An 18283-nucleotide genomic window follows, 5' to 3' on the forward strand; every position below is an offset into this window, starting at 1 on the left:
TTTAGAGTCCATATCAGAGCAAGGTTTTGTTTGTTAAATATTTAAATATAAGACACTTAAATATAAACAAAACTTTGCTTTTTTGCTAGCAATTTCTTAGGTTTCTTACATCGAACTGACGTTAAATTACATGTAAATGTGTCAAATTTTATTGAATCATATGATAAGTTCATATTGATTTTGTGATAGTATTAACAATAATATGGATTCGAATGCATTCTTAATTATGTTTGAATATTAGTAATTTATGTCAATTGTATTTTTATGGTTTACAGCTTATTTCAAATTTAAAGAATGTAGTTGGTTTTTAGTTCAAAGAGATATGGTTTTATTGGAGTGGAGGGCAAGAAGGAAGGATTAAATAAAAACGATTTCTTGATGACTTTGACCTTTATGTGAGCTTTTTGCACAACGCCATCTCACAGAATTATTAGATTCTTAATGCCCACTTCCTATTAAAAATTTATATTTGCTATCAATAGGCTTATTTATAATGGTTAATGATAAAGATAAAGACAAAAATATAATAAACCTTATTAAATCTGGCGATCAAAAGGCACTTGAACAATTGTATAAAAAGTACTATTCCAACTTGTGCAATTTTGCCTTGCAATTCGTTAAAAGTATTGACTATGCAGAGGAAGTCGTGTCTGATGTGTTCTTGAATATCTGGCTAAAAAGGGAAATCCTTTCCATTCGTTCAAATGTAAAGTCGTATCTTTTTGCTGCTACGCGAAACCGTGCACTCAATTTTTTAAAAACCCAAAAAATTGAATTTCGGGAAATTGATGAGGCATATCAAAATGACACTGTCACTGACCTTGTACCCGATGCAAGATTAAATTACTCCGATACTCTAAACCGCATCGAAAAAATTATAAATGAACTCCCCCCACAACGGCGTACAATTTTTAAACTAAGTCGCATTGATGGGCTTAAATACAAGGAAATAGCTGAGGTGCTTTCAATCTCGGTAAATACGGTTCAAAAACAAATGACTGAAGCGGTTAAACACATCGCAAGATATTATTCCAAAATTCACTTCATATTGTTCTCATTTTTTAGTAGGGTAAAATAACTACAGTTATTTAGAATTTATCTAAATAGTATATTTTTCTTTTTTCAATGGTCGGTCGGGTAATAAAATCTTGTCATAAAGGTGAAACGACATACCAATGGATAAGAATACTTTTTACAAAATTGCTACAAAAGTTCTTGCTGATGAAGCAACTCCTGCCGACAAGGAGTTATTGGCAAGGTACTTAGAAAATAAAGAATACAAAGAGATTTTTAACTGGCTAAAAAAGGAATGGGACAGTGTACGCACACCATCAACCGCACAATTTAACTATGATAAAGGGCTTGAAAAATTGCGACAGAAGATTAAGGAGGCAGAAAACCGTTCGATGATAATAAAACCAAGAACAGTGGTATTAAAAAGAAAGTTTTTTCGGGCAGTTGCAGCTATAATTCTGTTGTTCCTTGCTGCTAAAATTATTATGCCACATTTTAATCAAAAGCCCGAAATTGTGGAATTTGCAGAAAACAGCGAACAAACTATAATAGAGGGTAACACCAAACTAATTCTACACGACAAAACTGAAATAGAGGTAGAGACCAACGAATCAGAGATTGATTACACAAGCCAGGAAGGAAAGCTGATAATAGATGAAAAGCCAATTGAGCGTGAGATTGATAATAGTACGCTTGCATACAATACAGTTATTGTACCTTATGGGAAAAAAAGTAAAGTTGTTTTAGCCGACAACAGTGAGGTATGGTTAAATTCGGGTTCGAAGCTTATCTATCCGACAAAGTTTAATAAAAACATACGTGAAGTATTTTTAGAAGGAGAAGCACTTTTTGACGTAAGCCACAATAAAAAACTGCCTTTTAAGGTAATAACTACTGGGATTGAAGTGAAAGTGCTGGGGACAGTTTTTAATGTAAGCGCTTATACTGATGATGCCTTAACCAGTACTGTGCTTGAAAGTGGTAGTGTTGAGATTATCTATAAAAGCCCAAGTTTATCAAAGAAATCGAAGTTAAAAATAGTTCCGGGAACACTTGCTGAATATAATGTAGCTTCGAAATCTATTACAAAAAAACAGGTTGATACACAATATTATACCAGTTGGCACAAAGGAATTTTAATATATCAGAACGAACCTCTTGGAAACATAGTAAAAAAACTATCGAGATATTACAATAAAACCATAACACTGGGAAACGAAGACCTTAAAAACGATACTTTTTCGGGTAAACTGGACTTAAAAGAAGATGTTGAGAAAGTACTGGAAACCATTGCTTTTGTCTCATCATTAAAAATAGAGAGCAACAAAAACGAATTAATCATTAAAAATTAATATGCCTATGACATAAACAACCTAACTAAAAAACCGGGCAATGTGAGTCAGACATCACCCGGTCTGCGAAAAAAAATTAACGACCCTGTGGTCAATTAATTAATTTAAACATTCAAATATATGAAAATTAATGTTGCAATAATCCGTTATGCGGGCTATAAAAAAGTATTACGAACTATGAAGATTTTTATCATACTTTTTTTCACTTCAATTATTTCGATAAGTGCAAATACTTATGCCCAACAAACAAAATTATCGCTTGAATTAAATCAGGTAACAGTAAAAGAAATTATCGAGAAGATTGAATCTCAAAGCGAATATGTATTCTTTTATAAAGATGACCGAATAGACCTCGAAAGGGAACTTGACATTAATGTTGAGGATAAAACAATTATTGAAGTACTTGAATTGTTGTTCAAAGGGACCAATCATGTTTATAAAGTTGAAGACAGACAGGTAATGATAGGAGTAAAAGAGACCAAACACCTCAATCCTGACATTGAAAAAGAGGCCAAACAGCAACAACCCCAAAAGAAAACAATTACCGGAAAAGTTACCGATGAAAATGGTGAACCTCTTCCGGGGGTTTCAGTAGTGGTAAAAGGTACAATTATTGGAATCACAACAGATATTGATGGCAATTATTCTCTAGATGTGCCTGATGATGCACAAGCCTTGATTTTCTCATTTGTAGGGATGAAAGCCCAAGAAGTTATCATTGGGACACAAACTCTGATCAGTCTTGCTTTAGAAGAAGATGCTATTGGGATTGAAGAAGTTGTTGCAGTTGGTTATGGTACTCAGAAAAGGGCTAGTGTAACTGGGGCAGTATCTACAATAAAATCTGAAGAGATCACCTCTGTACCAACATCCAATATTAATTCAACTTTGGCTGGTCGAACACCTGGCGTCATTGTTAGGCAAGCCTCTGGCAGACCAGGTGACGATGTTGCATCTATCAGTATCAGGGGATTCGGTGTAAACAATACAGACGACAATAGAGTTCAAAACGAATCTCCCCTAATTATTGTCGATGGTATACAACGGTCTTTTTCGCAAATAGACCCAAATGAAATAGAGAGTATTACTGTTCTTAAGGATGCGGCAGCGGCCGTTTACGGCATACAGGCAGCAGCTGGGGTAATTCTTGTCACCACCAAAAGGGGGATCCAAGGTAAGCCTATAGTGAGTTTAAGCTCAACCTTCTCGATGACCCAAAATACCCAATTCCCCAAATACTCAAATTTTTTAGAACAATATAATGCACTTAAGTACGCTGATCCGGGAAAACAAGAGCAAATATTATCGAATCTTCAAGGCAGGATAACACCTGAGAGATATGCAGGATTACAAGATGGGAGTATTCCGGGTACAGACTGGTTTGATGTCATTACCAGGGACTTCACGCCAATGCACCAACATAATATGAATATCAGAGGAGGAAACGAAAGGGTTAAATATTTTGGATCTGTAGGGTATTTAAACCAGGGGACTATATGGTCGTCCAAAGATTTCAATTACGAAAGGTTCAATGCCACTATGAACATGGATGTCAAGGTAACCGATCGCCTGAAACTATCAATGGACTTTTCGTGGAGAAAGGAGTATCACGATCGTTATAGTACCGATGGATCAAATGATTTAAATCAACTAACCATTTCAGAACCTGGCTTTCCTGCCAGTCTGCCCAATGGTGCTATTCCGGTATCCAATGCAACCATCGGAAACTTTAACCCAATTGCCATTACCACTAAATCGATATCCGGATATAAATTAAATACCGTAAATGTTGTTGTGGGATCGCTAGACTTTACCTATGACATTCCGGGAGTTAAAGGGTTACAGATTTTTGATAAGCTTGCTGTCAATAATACATTTGATTTTGAGAAAGAGTTAAGAGTACCCTTTACACCCTATTACTATGATGGTAACACTTATACTGCAATAGAGCCCACGCAATCAACATATCTTGGGCATACCGACGTGACTCTTCAGAGATTAACCAATCAACTGGGGTTGCGTTATAATGGCAGCCACAAAAAGCACAACTACAGCGGATTACTACTCTTAGAAACACTACAAGATAAAGGCACTAATCTTTTTGCCAGTCGTAAAAACCTTATTTCTGGTAGCGTACCCTATCTGTTTGCCGGGGAGGCCGCTTCACAACAGAATAACGGTAGTGCTTCTGAATTCGCTCGTTTGGGATGCGTGGGACGTGTTAACTATAATTACGATGGTAAATACTTATTAGAATTATCGGGACGCTATGATGGTTCTCCTTACTTTCCAAAAGAAACCAGATATGGTTTCTTCCCGGGGGTATCTGTAGGATGGGTAATTTCAAGAGAACCTTTCTATAATGAAGAAGGATTTGTTAACCGACTTAAATTGAAAACCTCCTTTGCACAGCTTGGAAATGATAACGCCAATTCATTTGACTACATTACAGGGTACAAAATTGTTACAGGAAATGAGACTTATGTTTTTAACAATCAACTATTGACAGGTCTTGGAGTTTTAGGTATTGCTAATCCGTTTATCACCTGGCAGCGAAGCAACACCTACAATGTTGGAATTGAATCTGGTTTAATGGACAATAAACTATCTGTAGAGCTTGATGTTTTTTATCGTAAAAGATTTGATTTACTTGCCAGAGACAACATTAGTCTGCCATCTACAACAGGTGCGACGGTGCCATTATCAAATTTAGAATCGCGAGACAACCGAGGTGTTGAATTCTTAATAAGCTATAGAGAAAGCTTTAATAAAATAAAATTGAATACCTCGTTCAATTTTTCTTGGGCACGGGAGAAATACCTCAATTATGTAGAGTCTGAAACCTTTGAAAATGAAGATCAGGAGCGTATACAACGCAGATCAAACCAATGGGTTAACCGAACTTTTGGATATGTGTTTGATGGCTTTTTTAATTCACAGGAAGAAATTGATAATGCTACCATTGATTATGGAGGAGGTGCAGGAAACGGAAATCTGAGGCCTGGCGATATAAAATTAAAAGATCTAAATGGTGATAAGGTTATAAACTCGAACGACCAAAGAGTAATTGGAAGAGGAATTGCTCCTGAAATTATGTATGGCTGGAATACATCATTGAAATGGAAATATTTTGAGGTGAATATGTTTTGGCAAGGGGCTGCCAATTTTGGCATGAACATGGTTGGTTACGCAAGAAATGTAGACGATCGTGTGCCATTCCAATACATTGCCGAGAATGTGTGGACACCTGAAAGAGGTAACGATGCTATTTTCCCTGCGCGCAGCAATGGTGTAACAAATTATAACTTTATCGACAAATATTTTGTAAATGCCTCTTTTGTAAGGTTAAAAAATTTATCTCTTGCATATACCTTACCTGGCTCAATGACAGAAAAGTTGGGTATTAGTTCTTGTCGCTTTACGCTTTCGGGAACAAATTTAATTACCATAGATAATCTTGGAGTATATCCGTACGATCCTGAATCTGGAGGACCAATGAGTTACCCGGCACAACGTGTATTTACTTTAGGACTTAATTTATCACTATAGAAAAAGAAATCATGAAACATGTATATATAGTTTTATTTTTTATTGCGATCACGATAGCATCCTGTACGGACATGTTGGATGTAACCAGGCTGGATGTTGTAAGTAGTGATCAGGTATGGAACGATGAAACCTTGATAGAAGCTTATTATGGAAACCTCTATAGCAGGGCAAATTTTATTTTTGGCCTTGATGAAACAACGTCAACAAACTTTTTCGATAAATACTACGGAGCTGGCCATATGGGAAGCGAAGGGACTAACAGGCAGAAGGCACGGGTTGCATATACGGACGGCAGACTAGCGGCAGATAATACTGATATTCCTATAGGAAATTGGGATTATGGTTTTATACGTGATGTTAATACAGCAATTGAAAATCTGAATGCCTCTACTTCTTTTTCTGAAGATTTTAAAAACCAAAAATTAGGCGAAGCTTATTTTATGAGGGCCTTTTCTTATTTTGAAATGGTAAAACGTTATGGTGGTGTTCCGATCGTCACAACGGTTCAAAACCCTTCCGCAGATATTGAAACGCTACAAATTCCCAGAAGCACAGAGGAGGAGGTTTATCGGTTTATTGAATCAGAATTAGATAAGGCCTATGAATTACTTTCAGGTAGGCAAAATCATAAAACCTACATTACCGAGTGGGCTGTGCTTTGTTTAAAAAGTAGAGCCATGTTGTACGCAGGAAGTATCGCAGCTAATAACTCTAAACTGACTTATACTAAAGATGGCTTAGTGGGGATAGATCCGTCTAAAGCCGAAGCTTTTTATCAGTCATCTTTAAATGCATCGCAAAAACTCACTGATCTAGGTGGGTTCTCCCTCCAGGTTAACGACAACAATCAGATAGATAATTTTAGAAAACTTTTTATTGAAGATAATGATGAAATTATCATGCTTATGGAGTTTACCGGAGCTGGCGGGCGTTACAATAATTTGGAGGCTTTGCTTCATCCACGTGTAACTGCTTATGAATATTGGGGGAATATGTTTTCACCCTATCTGGAAAATCTTGAAGCTTTTGAATATATGGACGGAACCCCGGGAAATATGCTTTATGGTACAGATATAACCTGGAGAGAGGCTTTCAAAAAAGGAAATTTCTATTCGCTCGATCAACTTTTCGGAGCTAAAGACGCACGTTTACTCGCCTCCATAGCCGTTCCTCAAACCGAATATATAGGCGAACCAATCTATTATCACCTTTCTGTTACTGACCCGGATTATGCTAAAGCAAATGCAGTTCCGCTCAAATGTCAGAACCAGAATACAGGACCAAATGCAGGTCATACAGGATTCGGTCAGGTAAAATTTCTGAACGGAGTTCCATGGCTTTTAGGAGAAGGTTCCAGTGATGTGCCAATTTTTAGATTGGGTGAAATTTATTTGAATTATGCTGAAGCCGCATTAGGTCTGGAACAACATCTTAGTGAAGGTTTGAAGTACTTGAACGATATTAGAGCTCGTGCGGGATTAGTGCCTCATAGCTCACTTACATTTGATGCTATTGTACAGGAAAGAAGAGTGGAGTTGATGTTCGAACATCATAGATTTTGGGATTTACGCCGGTGGAGATTGGCAGAAGAATATTTAAATTCTCAATTAAGTGGTGTCGATTGGGTGTGGAATGTTGAAGCAAACACCTATCAACTTACTATGAAAAAGAATGTTGAGCAATTTATAAGGCAATTTAGACCTGAACATTATTATTTCCCAATTCCTCAAAATGTGGTAAGAGATGATAAGTTAGAGCAGAATCCCGGTTACTCTTTTTAATAAGGATAGTGTTTAATAAGTAAGAAGGCCTGTATCGTATGTTAATGTCGTATGGGCCTTCAGCTTTAGTCAACTTATTTATAACTACAAGATTATAAAATGAAATACAACAGAATTCTAGTATTGCTATTATTGGTTTTATTGCTTTCCTGTAGTCAGGATGCTAAAAAGAAGGAAACCACGAAAAGGCTTAATATTCTCTTTATTCTGGTGGATGACATGGGGTATCATGATCTGAACTTTACAGGTAGTACATATTATGAAACACCCAATATTGATAAACTGGCTAAGGAGGGTACTGTTTTTACTCAAGGCTATGCCACGAGTCGTGTTTGCAGCCCATCAAGAGCGAGCATCCTAACCGGGAAATTCACCGCTCGCCATGGAATAACAGATTGGATTGGAGCTGCTTCAGAAGAAAACTGGCGTAAAAGGAATAGATATGATAAACTTTTACCAGCTGATTATTTACATGCATTGCCAGAGCAGGACACAACATTGGCAGAAGCTTTTAAAAAGGCAGGTTATACAACTTTTTTTGCCGGGAAATGGCACCTTGGAGGCGAAGGTTCTCTTCCTCTTGATCATGGGTTCCAGATCAATAAAGGTGGCTGGGATAAAGGAAGTCCTATCGGTGGTTATTTTTCTCCTTGGAGAAATCCTAGCCTTGAAAACAAGTTAGAAGGTGAAAATTTAACTATGCGATTGGCACAGGAAACGGCTAAATTCATTGAGGAAAATAAAGACTCTGCATTCTTAGCTTATCTTTCGTTTTATGCAGTGCATGGCCCTATAGAGACAACTTTTGAAAAATGGCAAAAATATAGAGATAAAGCGGAAAATAGTGGTCTGGCCGAAAACGGATTTGCCATGGAAAAAGTATTGCCCATAAGATTAAATCAGGATAATCCGGTATATGCCGGCTTGGTTGAAAGTGTTGATGATGCCGTGGGAATGTTGCTTAATAAGTTAGAAGAATTACATTTAGATGAAAACACAATTATTGTGTTTACCTCCGACAATGGAGGTGTAGCTTCAGGTGATTCTTATTCAACATCGAATCGTCCGCTTAGAGGAGGAAAAGGATACCAGTGGGAAGGAGGTATCCGGGAACCCTATATTATAAAGGCACCAGGCTACCCGTTAAGTGGTGGATTTGTTGATATACCGGTAACAGGAGCTGATTTTTATCCAACCTTGCTGGATTTGGCAGGATTGGAGTTATTACCTAACCAACATGTTGATGGTATTAGTCTTAAACCCTTCCTTGTAGGAGACTTAACCTATATGGACCGCCCATTGTTTTGGCATTATCCTCATTATGGTAATCAGGGGGGAGAACCATCCTCCATTATCCGAAAAGGTAATTGGAAATTGATTCACTATTGGGAAGATGAAAGGAATGAATTGTATAATCTCAATCAAGATCCTGAAGAACAAAGCAATGTCGCAGAGATTCATCTTGAAATAGTAATGCAAATGGAAGAGGAACTTTTAGATTGGTTGAATAGTGTTGGCGCAAAAAGAGCCACTCCCGATCCCGAGTATAATTCATTACTGAGAGAACAATATGAAGCTAATATTAAAAAAGAATTACTTCCGAATTTGGAAAAGCATCGCAAAGAGATGCTCTCAAAAGACTTTGAACCTAATCGTGATTGGTGGGGAAGCAAGGTGACGAAAGATTAACTGCAACCTCGTTTTATCATAGTTTAGTGCATGTTGACGATTATTAGTTAATATATATTACAACATATGTTTTTTCATTACTGTCAGCTTTAAAGAGGTGATGATTAAATAAACCTGATTACTTACAGAAAGGATAATTACATGACAACAGAACTAAGAAAGATATTGTATTTTCTCTTGTATTTTGTAACAACTTTTACAACGTTGCAAGCACAATATATTGATTTATCTGCCGTTTCAGAGGCTAAAATCATAGAAAACAAAGTTACTAACCAAAAGCCGGATTCACTAGGTTTTATAAGCTCCGACTTGCTCATCTTGCCAAAATTTGAAAGCGGCATTTATTATTTACCTATTGTTCAGAAACATGCTATAGGTAACCGTTTCTTAGGTGTTGATTTTAAGAATTTAGCCCATCTAAGATCCAATCTCACTTCTTTGAATGCCGAGCAACCGTATAAGAACATTGATATGGGGTCCATGATCTGTCTTAAGATAAATGACAGCAGTTATATGGGTATTTTGGCCATGGCTGGAGAAACAGCCTTTTCCACCTTTACCCTTGGTGATGAAGGGTTTCGGTTAGATGCAGGTACTTTTGGCACTTCCAATTTCTCAGGAATACTGCCTAAACTTACTTATGCATTTGGAGAGACCCCACATGAAGCTTGCCTTATTGCATGGAAAACCGCCCTTACATCAAAAGCCTTAATCTCTAAAACAGCTTTAAGGTCAGAAAAAGAATATCCCGAATATTTTAATTATTTGGGATATTGTACCTGGGAACATTTGCGGCGAAACTTAAATACCGAAACGCTTACCAGCATCATGAAAGATATGGAAGCGGCAGAAGTTCCTGTTCGGTGGATGTTAATCGACGACGGGTATGAATCGATAGAGGATAAGCATCTGTTAGATTATCAGCCGGACAAAACAAAGTTTCCCAATGGTTTGGCTCCGCTTGTAAACTTAAAAAGCGATTCTGGGGTTCGTTGGATAGGTCAATGGTGGCATATGGCTGGTTATTTTGGGGGAATTGCTAAAAACAATACAATTGTGGCCTTAGATAATCACTTGTTTGAGTTAAGCCCCAATTTCATGCTTCCTAAAATGGATCAGGAAAGCACAGATATTTTTTATGAAGGAAGGGCGCAGGAAATGAGCCAATCAGGTATCGATTTTATTAAGGTCGATTTTCAAACGCAGATGTTTCAGTTATACAAAGGCCAGTCCAATGCTATACAGGCTGTAAGTTACAATCATAGAGCTTTAGAAAAGGCTTGGCAGTCTAATTTCGACGGGTTATTGAATTGTATTTCTCAGTATCATCTTACTGTTTTTAAACACGAGAAAAGTGCTGTTATTCGTTCGAGCATTGATTACCATAAAAATGATGAAAACAACAGTTACATCGCTGTGCAAAATTTGAGAAACTCAATCTATTTGGGTATGACGCATTGGTTGGATCACGATTTGTTTATCAGTAATTATCATACCGGTAAATCAGGAACCGAGATCCGAGCCATTTCAGGGAGTCCGCTTTATGTTTCTGAAAGCATAAAGGATGTTGATTTTGAAATTGTTAAGCCAGCTGTTTGGAGTGATGGGGAAATATTACGTCCCCTGGCTCCAGGAACGCTAACTCCGGAAGTGTTTTTCGAGAATCCCCAAAATACCGGTATCCGTGCAGTAGCACCTCTAGAAGGAAAAGTAGCTACGTTTTGGTTAGCTAATTTTCATAGTGAGAGCGAGTTGGAGTTGAAATTATCACCTGATGATTATAAATATGGTGGTACTATGATTCAGCCCTACGAAGGGCTTTGGAGTCAACCTGAAGAAGGGCTTGTTGCCTACGATTTTCATACAGGAAAGGCTTGGGAGATGAATAAAAATTACAGTACTAAGTTAGAAAAATGGGAAACCAAAATAATTCATCTAATCCCGATATCTGACGGCTGGGCAGTTATTGGTCGCCCTGATAAATACCTATCGCCGGCAAGTTGCCAAGTTGTGAAAAAATCACCTGACGAAATCGTGCTTAGGCTAAAAGAAGCTGGTCCTTTTTTGGTTTGGAATGATAATGGAATGCCTGAAGCAGCGCATACAAGCGTTACAAAGATGTCAAAAAACCTTTATAAAATAGTTCCACAAACCGATGCTAAGGAGTATTCTATAACCATAAATAAGGAATAGTTGCAATTCTGTATTTTTGAAATTGAAGGATAGAAATGACATTATCTAATAAATGAATTATTAGTATTCAATGTTAAATGCAAAAGTTTGCCTGACTCACATGGCACCAAAGAAATATAAAAAGTGGAGCTGGCGGGAGTCGAACCCGCGTCCAAACGAGGAAGCAACAAGCTTTCTACATGCTTATCCCCGACTTGATTTTCGAATAAACACCGGATCAGGGCCACCAATGTTTACCTTATCTCTTTTATTTTCGCTAAAACACCAGAGCTTTATTTCAGCTAGCTTCGATTTACTTGCACCGCCGGTTCGGACCGCTTCAAAGCATTAGCATCCGGGCGATGTCCTGTCCCAATGCCTAGCACCGGGATTAAGCATTAACCTACTGTGATTCGGTTACGCAGCAAGAGCGTAATTATTTTCGCCAATTATGGTTTTGATCATTATTTTTTAAGGGTCAACAACCAAAACCCTGCATGCTTACCTGCCTCTTCTACCCGCTGTCAAAACCAGTCAGCCCCGGTAAAACAGGCAATATTTGCCAAAGAACAGGTTGCAAAATTACTAAAAATTAACCACAAACAGATAATGAAATCAAAATGGAATGAATGATAAAAAAGGCGCCAGACTTTTATACTTCGATAAATTTCCGGTAATGTTCATACCTTTCAAATATTTGTTCGACATAAGTATAGGGTTCAATTCCCCTGACATACCCATATTTAATTCCAGGTTTATTGTAATTATCAGGGTAGCTCAATTCCAGAATCATCTCATCCACATGACCATCCCAACGGTTTTTATCCAGGCCGTTCATTTCAGCCAGTTTCCGGGCATCAAGCACATGGTAATACCCACAGTTATAAGAAGCCATGGTAAACTTTATCCGCTGAACCGAATCTTCCACCATTTCAAAGTTATTCCACAAACGCGTTAAATAAGCCATTCCGCCCTTTATACTTTGCTCCGGATCCTGCCTGTTTTTTACACTGAACTCTTCAGCCATAGAGGGCATCAACTGCATCAAACCACCGGCGCCGGCCCACGAACTGGCCTTTGGGTCGAAACGGGATTCCTGATAAATCAATGAAGCAACCAGTCGCCAGTCCCAGCCAATACTCGCCGCATTCGATTTAATAATTTCGTCGTACCTGCTAATCCGGTTATTGGTCAAACTGTAAAAATCGCTCTGCACCCGCTTTCTGAAATCGTGTCTGTTCCTGAAATACTTATTATAAATTACATAATAATCCACCTCATCCTTCATTTGTTCCAGCCACTCGTTTGCAGCAGCCAGCAATCCGGGGGCATTTGGACTGACAGCCCAGGCAATCCGCTGTGAAAAGCTGATGGGCACATCAATATCTAAAATGTGGTAGTACGAAGCATTGATACTGGCAATATTATCATCGGCCACTGTGTATTTAATTTTGCCATCGACCACCATTTTTATGATTTCATCGGTAGAAAGATTTCCGGGCAGGGTATCAATAACTATTTCGCCACCAATCTCTCTCGAAAGATTCTTCAGCCGCCTGTAGTACGAAGAGTTTTTACGTACCGATACGGTGTCGCCAATCAGCTCAATGGCATCGTGTACCAAAGCCCTTTCAACGGCGCTCCATTTCATTCGTTGCCAGTTATCAGGCTTTTTTTGTACCAGTACCTGGTGTGTAAGGTAGAGGTAATCTGTAAAATTTACTTTTTCTTTTCGGTCGGAAGTAATGGTTATTCCATGAGCGACCAAATCAATATCGCCCTCGTTCAACCTGTTCAGTAAATTGTCGATATTCTGTGAAACCACTATTTCCAACTCTACCCCAAGATGATCGGCAAACCTTTTCAGAAGTTCATACTCAAATCCCATGGGCTGACCGCGATATAAAAAATAGCTGGTGCCGCTGTAAGTTGTAAGTGCCCTGAGTCTCCCTTCCCTTTTAATCCGTTCCAAGCTGCCAACACCATCCTTCCCGCCTTTCCCTGATGAGCCTTTATTCTCCTCTGCAGTTCGTCCGCACGCCAATAACCCAAGCAGTAACAGTATCGCTGAAAACCGGAAATATTTCTTCATAAAGTTTTATTATTCAATGTATAAACAACTTGCATTTCCACATTGTTTAACAACCTCCCCTACCCCCGACCAATACTTCAAGGCAGCAAAAGAAATAAAATTCATCTTTCCCTTTAGTCACTTTTGATTCATAGAAACCCCGGTTTTGTCCTTTAAATGAACAACTCCTTCAAAGCACCAAAATAGTCTTCGTCCCAGCCTTCCGAAATATTATCGAAGGCGTCATCCGGGATATTTGTATGACGCAGTTCCACACTGGTTCCCTTTTTATCCGGGTGAAGGACTATGGTTACAACAGATGGCTCTTCCTGTTCGCCAAAAAACCACTGCTGAACCAGTTTCCGGTCCTCTTCAAAACTCATGTTCACTCCCGTAATACTTCCTCCCCATAATGAAAATTCAGTTCCGGGCACTGGCTCCATTTCAGCATCTTCACCAGTCCAAATCTCCAGCATATTTTTGTTGGTCAGCGCATTATAAATATCTTTCGGCTCGGCAGCAATTAGATAGTAACGTCTTATTTCTTTCATTTTAATGATTTTTCACCTGTGCAATATATAAACATTCATTGTGTGAATACAACAAACGACATTCAAAACTTTAAAACAAAATTGAAAATTACTACTTTGCAGCTCATTAGATACGAACATGGGCATATTTAAATACTATCCAAGTAACCCGCGGAAGCTGGACCCGGAGATGGAAAAGCGTATTTTCCTTCACAGTCTGGTATTTCCGGCGGCCTTCATATTTGTCTTCTGGATCGTAGAAATTGTAGAAGTAACCACATCTTTGAGTTTTGTGAAACTCGGTGTTTACCCCCTTCATTTAAAAGGGCTGCCCGGAATCATTTTTTCGCCGTTTATCCATTCCGGATTTAATCACCTGATGTCCAACTCTATTCCATTCTTTATTTTGTTGTTCATGCTCATTTATTTTTACCGGCGCATCTCCTATCAAATCTTTTTTCTCCTTTATTTTTTATCCGGACTTTCGGTCTGGCTGGCCGGGCGTGAGGCCTGGCATATTGGGGCCAGCGGAGTGGTATATGCCATGGCAGCATTCCATTTTGTAAGTGGCATCATACGAAACGATGTGCGGTTGCTAACATTATCGGTGGTAGTAGTTTTTCTTTATGGTGGCTTGATCTGGGGTATTTTTCCCATCGATCCGGAAATTTCATGGGAAGGTCATTTGTGGGGAGCTGTTTCGGGCGTGGTACTGGCTATTTATTATCGTAAATATACCATTCGCCGCGACAAATTTGACTGGGAGGAAGAGGAAGAAACCAGCAGTGAACAATCGCAATCAACCGGAGAAGAAAGGGAAGAAGGGGACAGCGGACAAGTGCAGGTACATTTTACGCTGAAGGACTCAGCAAATAAGGAAAATCCCGAAGGTCAACAAAATGTAAAAAGTGGCGATGACCAAAAAAAACAACAACAGCACTCCTCTCTCCTTTCAGAAAAATACCCACCCCGGAGTACAAGCCATACAGGTAACATGTAGGATTAAATAATTGATTGAACTTGACTCTTACTTACAAGGTAAATATGATACTTTAGGAACCGGAAAATTAAGGTTCAACTTCTTATTTCGTGAAAATACAAAGAATCCTGCAGGGTTTGTGAAAAAGTACTATTTTTGCGCCACAAAATAAGAAGTTCATTAAAGAATGATTAGTAGAAGGATCATCCGTACCAAGGTGTTGCAAGTGTTGTACGCTTATTATACATCAACTGACAAATCGCTGAATATTGCGGAAAAAGAGTTGTTTTTTTGTATCCGAAAATCGTATGATTTATACCATTACCTCCTGGCTCTTGCAATTGATATAGCCGATTATGCCGAACAACGCATAGAAATCAAAAGGAACAAACACCAACCTACCCACGAAGATCTTCATCCAAATACAAAATTTATAAGTAACCAGGTTATTCAGCAACTGCGCGAAAACAGGCAATTAAATGCCTATTTGAATCAACAAAAATTAAGCTGGGCAAACCATCCCGAATTAATTAAGGAACTTTACCTTTTCCTTATCGAATCCGATTTTTACAAAGAATATATGGCCGACAAAAACAATTCGTTTTTAGATGATCGGCGGTTTATCGATAAAATGTTCAACAATATAATTTTGTTAGCGGAAGATTTACACGAGGTACTTGAAGAGCTAAGCATTTACTGGAACGATGACATAGAATTTTCTGTATCAATGATTTCGAAAACGCTTAAAAAATTTCATCCGCACTCTGATTCAGATCAAAAGCTGATGCCGATGTTCAAGGATCAGGACGACCGCGACTTTGCCAAAGACTTGCTCCGAAAAGCTATCATTAACCATGACGAACTGCTCGAACTTATCAAAGAACACTCGCGTAACTGGGATCTGGACAGGATTGCATTTATGGACATCCTGATCATGCAACTCGCTATCACCGAATTTCTCTATTTCCAGTCCATCCCGACCAAAGTTTCACTAAACGAATATATTGAATTGTCTAAATATTACAGTACCGAGAAAAGCCGTAACTTTATCAACGGTATTTTGGACAAAACCTTAAAAGACCTGAAAAAATCAGGTAAAATAAGCAAGTCAGGCCGCGGACTGATTGGAGAAGCTTAAAAGATGAATGGAATGGCCAAAAAAATAAAACAAATGGTTATTTTTGCCGGAAAGAAAGCAATTAATTGATAATTAATAACTAAAAACTGATATAATGATGAACAATCTGCTGATGATGCAACCCGAAGGACAGGATGCCAATCCGTTAATGAGTTTCCTTCCCCTGTTGCTTATTGTAGTCGTTTTCTATTTTTTTATGATTCGCCCGCAAATGAAGCGACAGAAAGAAGTACGCAAATTTCGCGAAAGTCTTTCAAAGGGTGATAAAGTGGTTACTACCGGCGGCATCTATGGCCGGATAGTAGAAGTAAAAGACACTACAATAATACTTGAAATAGCCAAAGACATCCAAATTAAAGTGGATAAAAACGGAATTGTTAAAGACATGACCGATGCTCCGCAGCAACGGTAATCAACAAAAAAAATTATAAAAAAGGGTTGGCAGAAAAACTGTCAACCCTTTTTTACAGAGGGCACCTCATATTCTTTTAGAACCTTCTTTTTTCAATCTTTGGCCTTCCAAATTCAGCTATTATTTAAACTTTTAACGACCTCAAACATTAAAGCGGAAGTGCATAATGTCTCCGTCCTGTACCACGTATTCCTTGCCTTCCACAGAAATTTTACCCGCATCGCGACAGGCATGTTCCGAGCCTAATCTAACGTAATCTTCATATTTAATTACCTCAGCGCGGATAAATCCCTTCTCAAAATCGGTATGAATAGTGCCGGCTGCTTTAGGCGCTTTGGCCCCTTTCACAAAAGTCCAGGCGCGGCTCTCATCCGGTCCGGTAGTAAAAAAAGTCTGCAGATCCAGCAGCCTGTAGGCAGCATGAATAAGTTTATTTACCCCCGGCTCGTCCAGTCCCAGCTCTTCCAGGAAAAGCTGTTTTTCTTCGTATTCTTCCAATTCGGCAATATCTGCTTCTGTTGCAGCGGCAATCACCAAAAGCCCGGCATTCTCCTCCCGAATGGACTCTTTTACCTCCTCTACATATTTATTGCCTGTTTTTGCAGAAGCTTCATCTACGTTGCAGGCGTATAATACAGGCTTGTTGGTCAACAGAAAAAAATCTTTGGCCAGACGCGCCTCTTCATCATACAATTTTAATGTCCTTGCTGATTCCCCTTTTTCAAGAACTTCTTTGTACCGAAGGGCCAACTCGTACATTTTTTTTGTTTTCGGATCCGTTCCGTGACGAGCCTGCTTCTCCAGCTTTTCAATGCGGTTTTCTATGGTTTCCAAATCTTTTAACTGCAGTTCGGTGTCAATCACCTCTTTATCCCGCACCGGATCAATAGAGCCATCCACGTGAGTGATATTATCGTTATCAAAGCAGCGTAGCACATGAATAATGGCATCCGTTTCGCGAATGTTACCCAAAAACTGGTTTCCCAGTCCTTCCCCTTTGCTGGCGCCTTTTACCAGGCCCGCAATATCCAAAATTTCAACCGTAGTCGGAACAATACGTTTGGGTTTATCTATTTCCGCCAGTTTAATCAACCGGTCGTCGGGCACTGAAATTACCCCCATATTGGGTTCAATGGTACAAAAAGGAAAATTTGCCGATTGGGCTTTCGCACTCGACAAACAGTTAAACAGCGTTGACTTCCCCACATTGGGTAACCCCACAATTCCACATTTTAAAGCCATTCTTTTCAATTAAAAATTTGTCGTGCAAAGGTAATGGTTTATTGAATTGTTGCTCCCCTTTTTACAATGAAACAAGCTATACTTAAAATTTCTGCACATGATATAAGCTCTCTTATGAAAACTATCAACTATACACAAAACGTTAGCTTGCCATGCCAATCAAAAAGAATTCTCCTGAAATCATTTGATTTCAGCAGGTTATCCAAGTTTCATTTCAAAGCTTTGTGCCTTGCAAAAATTAAGGCTCTGTTTACAGGAATTAAAATCAATCTATGATTTGAATTGGCACATAAAATATTTATGATCTTTCGTTTTGTTTAAACAACATATAAATCTCCATTTCATACATTTGTC

General features: G+C 38.6%; 12 protein-coding genes and 1 other RNA gene. 9 read left to right on the plus strand and 4 right to left on the minus strand.

All coding sequences use genetic code 11. The features are described 5' to 3' along the window. Positions 1-493 precede the first annotated feature (493 nt). From D1164_RS11870 to D1164_RS11895, 6 genes are all read left to right on the plus strand, one after another. A complete protein-coding gene (locus D1164_RS11870) occupies positions 494-1078 on the plus strand; it encodes an RNA polymerase sigma-70 factor (RefSeq protein WP_119350208.1) in 585 nt (194 codons plus the stop codon). Between the two features lie 97 nt (positions 1079-1175). Continuing rightward, a complete protein-coding gene (locus D1164_RS11875; protein WP_119350209.1) occupies positions 1176-2366 on the plus strand; it encodes a FecR family protein in 1191 nt (396 codons plus the stop codon). A 120-nt stretch (positions 2367-2486) separates the two neighbouring features. Beyond that, positions 2487-5915 (plus strand): TonB-dependent receptor, encoded by a 3429-nt coding sequence (locus D1164_RS11880; protein ID WP_119350210.1) that lies wholly within the window; start codon positions 2487-2489, stop codon positions 5913-5915. Between the two features lie 11 nt (positions 5916-5926). Continuing rightward, a complete protein-coding gene (locus tag D1164_RS11885; RefSeq protein ID WP_119350211.1) occupies positions 5927-7696 on the plus strand; it encodes a RagB/SusD family nutrient uptake outer membrane protein in 1770 nt (589 codons plus the stop codon). Between the two features lie 99 nt (positions 7697-7795). Beyond that, the gene (locus D1164_RS11890; protein ID WP_119350212.1) at positions 7796-9385 is read left to right on the plus strand and encodes a sulfatase; all 1590 of its coding nucleotides are present in this window, start codon (positions 7796-7798) and stop codon (positions 9383-9385) included. A gap of 141 nt (positions 9386-9526) precedes the next feature. After that, entirely contained in the window at positions 9527-11578 is a 2052-nt protein-coding gene (locus tag D1164_RS11895) for a Sip1-related alpha-galactosidase (RefSeq protein WP_119350213.1), read from the plus strand. A 121-nt stretch (positions 11579-11699) separates the two neighbouring features. Here the strand turns inward: D1164_RS11895 and ssrA are convergent. From ssrA to D1164_RS11910, 3 genes are all read right to left on the minus strand, one after another. After that, positions 11700-12099: a transfer-messenger RNA gene (ssrA, locus tag D1164_RS11900) on the minus strand. 110 nt (positions 12100-12209) lie between these two features. Further along, a complete protein-coding gene (locus D1164_RS11905) occupies positions 12210-13649 on the minus strand; it encodes an MltF family protein (protein ID WP_119350214.1) in 1440 nt (479 codons plus the stop codon). Positions 13650-13801: 152 nt separating this feature from the next. After that, positions 13802-14179 carry an SRPBCC domain-containing protein gene (locus D1164_RS11910; RefSeq protein WP_119350215.1) on the minus strand — a complete coding sequence of 126 codons (378 nt, stop codon included), beginning with the start codon at positions 14177-14179 and terminating at the stop codon, positions 13802-13804. Positions 14180-14297: 118 nt separating this feature from the next. On the opposite strand from D1164_RS11910, the gene D1164_RS11915 reads away from it, so the two are divergent. From D1164_RS11915 to yajC, 3 genes are all read left to right on the plus strand, one after another. Beyond that, positions 14298-15158 carry a rhomboid family intramembrane serine protease gene (locus D1164_RS11915; protein ID WP_119350216.1) on the plus strand — a complete coding sequence of 287 codons (861 nt, stop codon included), beginning with the start codon at positions 14298-14300 and terminating at the stop codon, positions 15156-15158. Positions 15159-15324: 166 nt separating this feature from the next. Continuing rightward, complete coding sequence (gene nusB, locus D1164_RS11920; RefSeq protein ID WP_119350217.1) at positions 15325-16275, plus strand: transcription antitermination factor NusB; 951 nt, start codon at positions 15325-15327, stop codon at positions 16273-16275. 94 nt (positions 16276-16369) lie between these two features. Continuing rightward, complete coding sequence (gene yajC / locus D1164_RS11925; RefSeq protein ID WP_241558283.1) at positions 16370-16687, plus strand: preprotein translocase subunit YajC; 318 nt, start codon at positions 16370-16372, stop codon at positions 16685-16687. Positions 16688-16828: 141 nt separating this feature from the next. Here yajC and ychF read toward each other — a convergent pair whose 3' ends face one another. Next, positions 16829-17929: a redox-regulated ATPase YchF gene (gene ychF / locus D1164_RS11930; protein WP_119350218.1), complete on the minus strand. Its 1101-nt coding sequence runs from the start codon at positions 17927-17929 to the stop codon at positions 16829-16831. Positions 17930-18283: the final 354 nt, after the last annotated feature.

Origin of the sequence: Mariniphaga sediminis (genome assembly GCF_003573545.1) — a bacterium.
GTDB classification, from domain to species: Bacteria; Bacteroidota; Bacteroidia; order Bacteroidales; family Prolixibacteraceae; genus Mariniphaga; species Mariniphaga sediminis.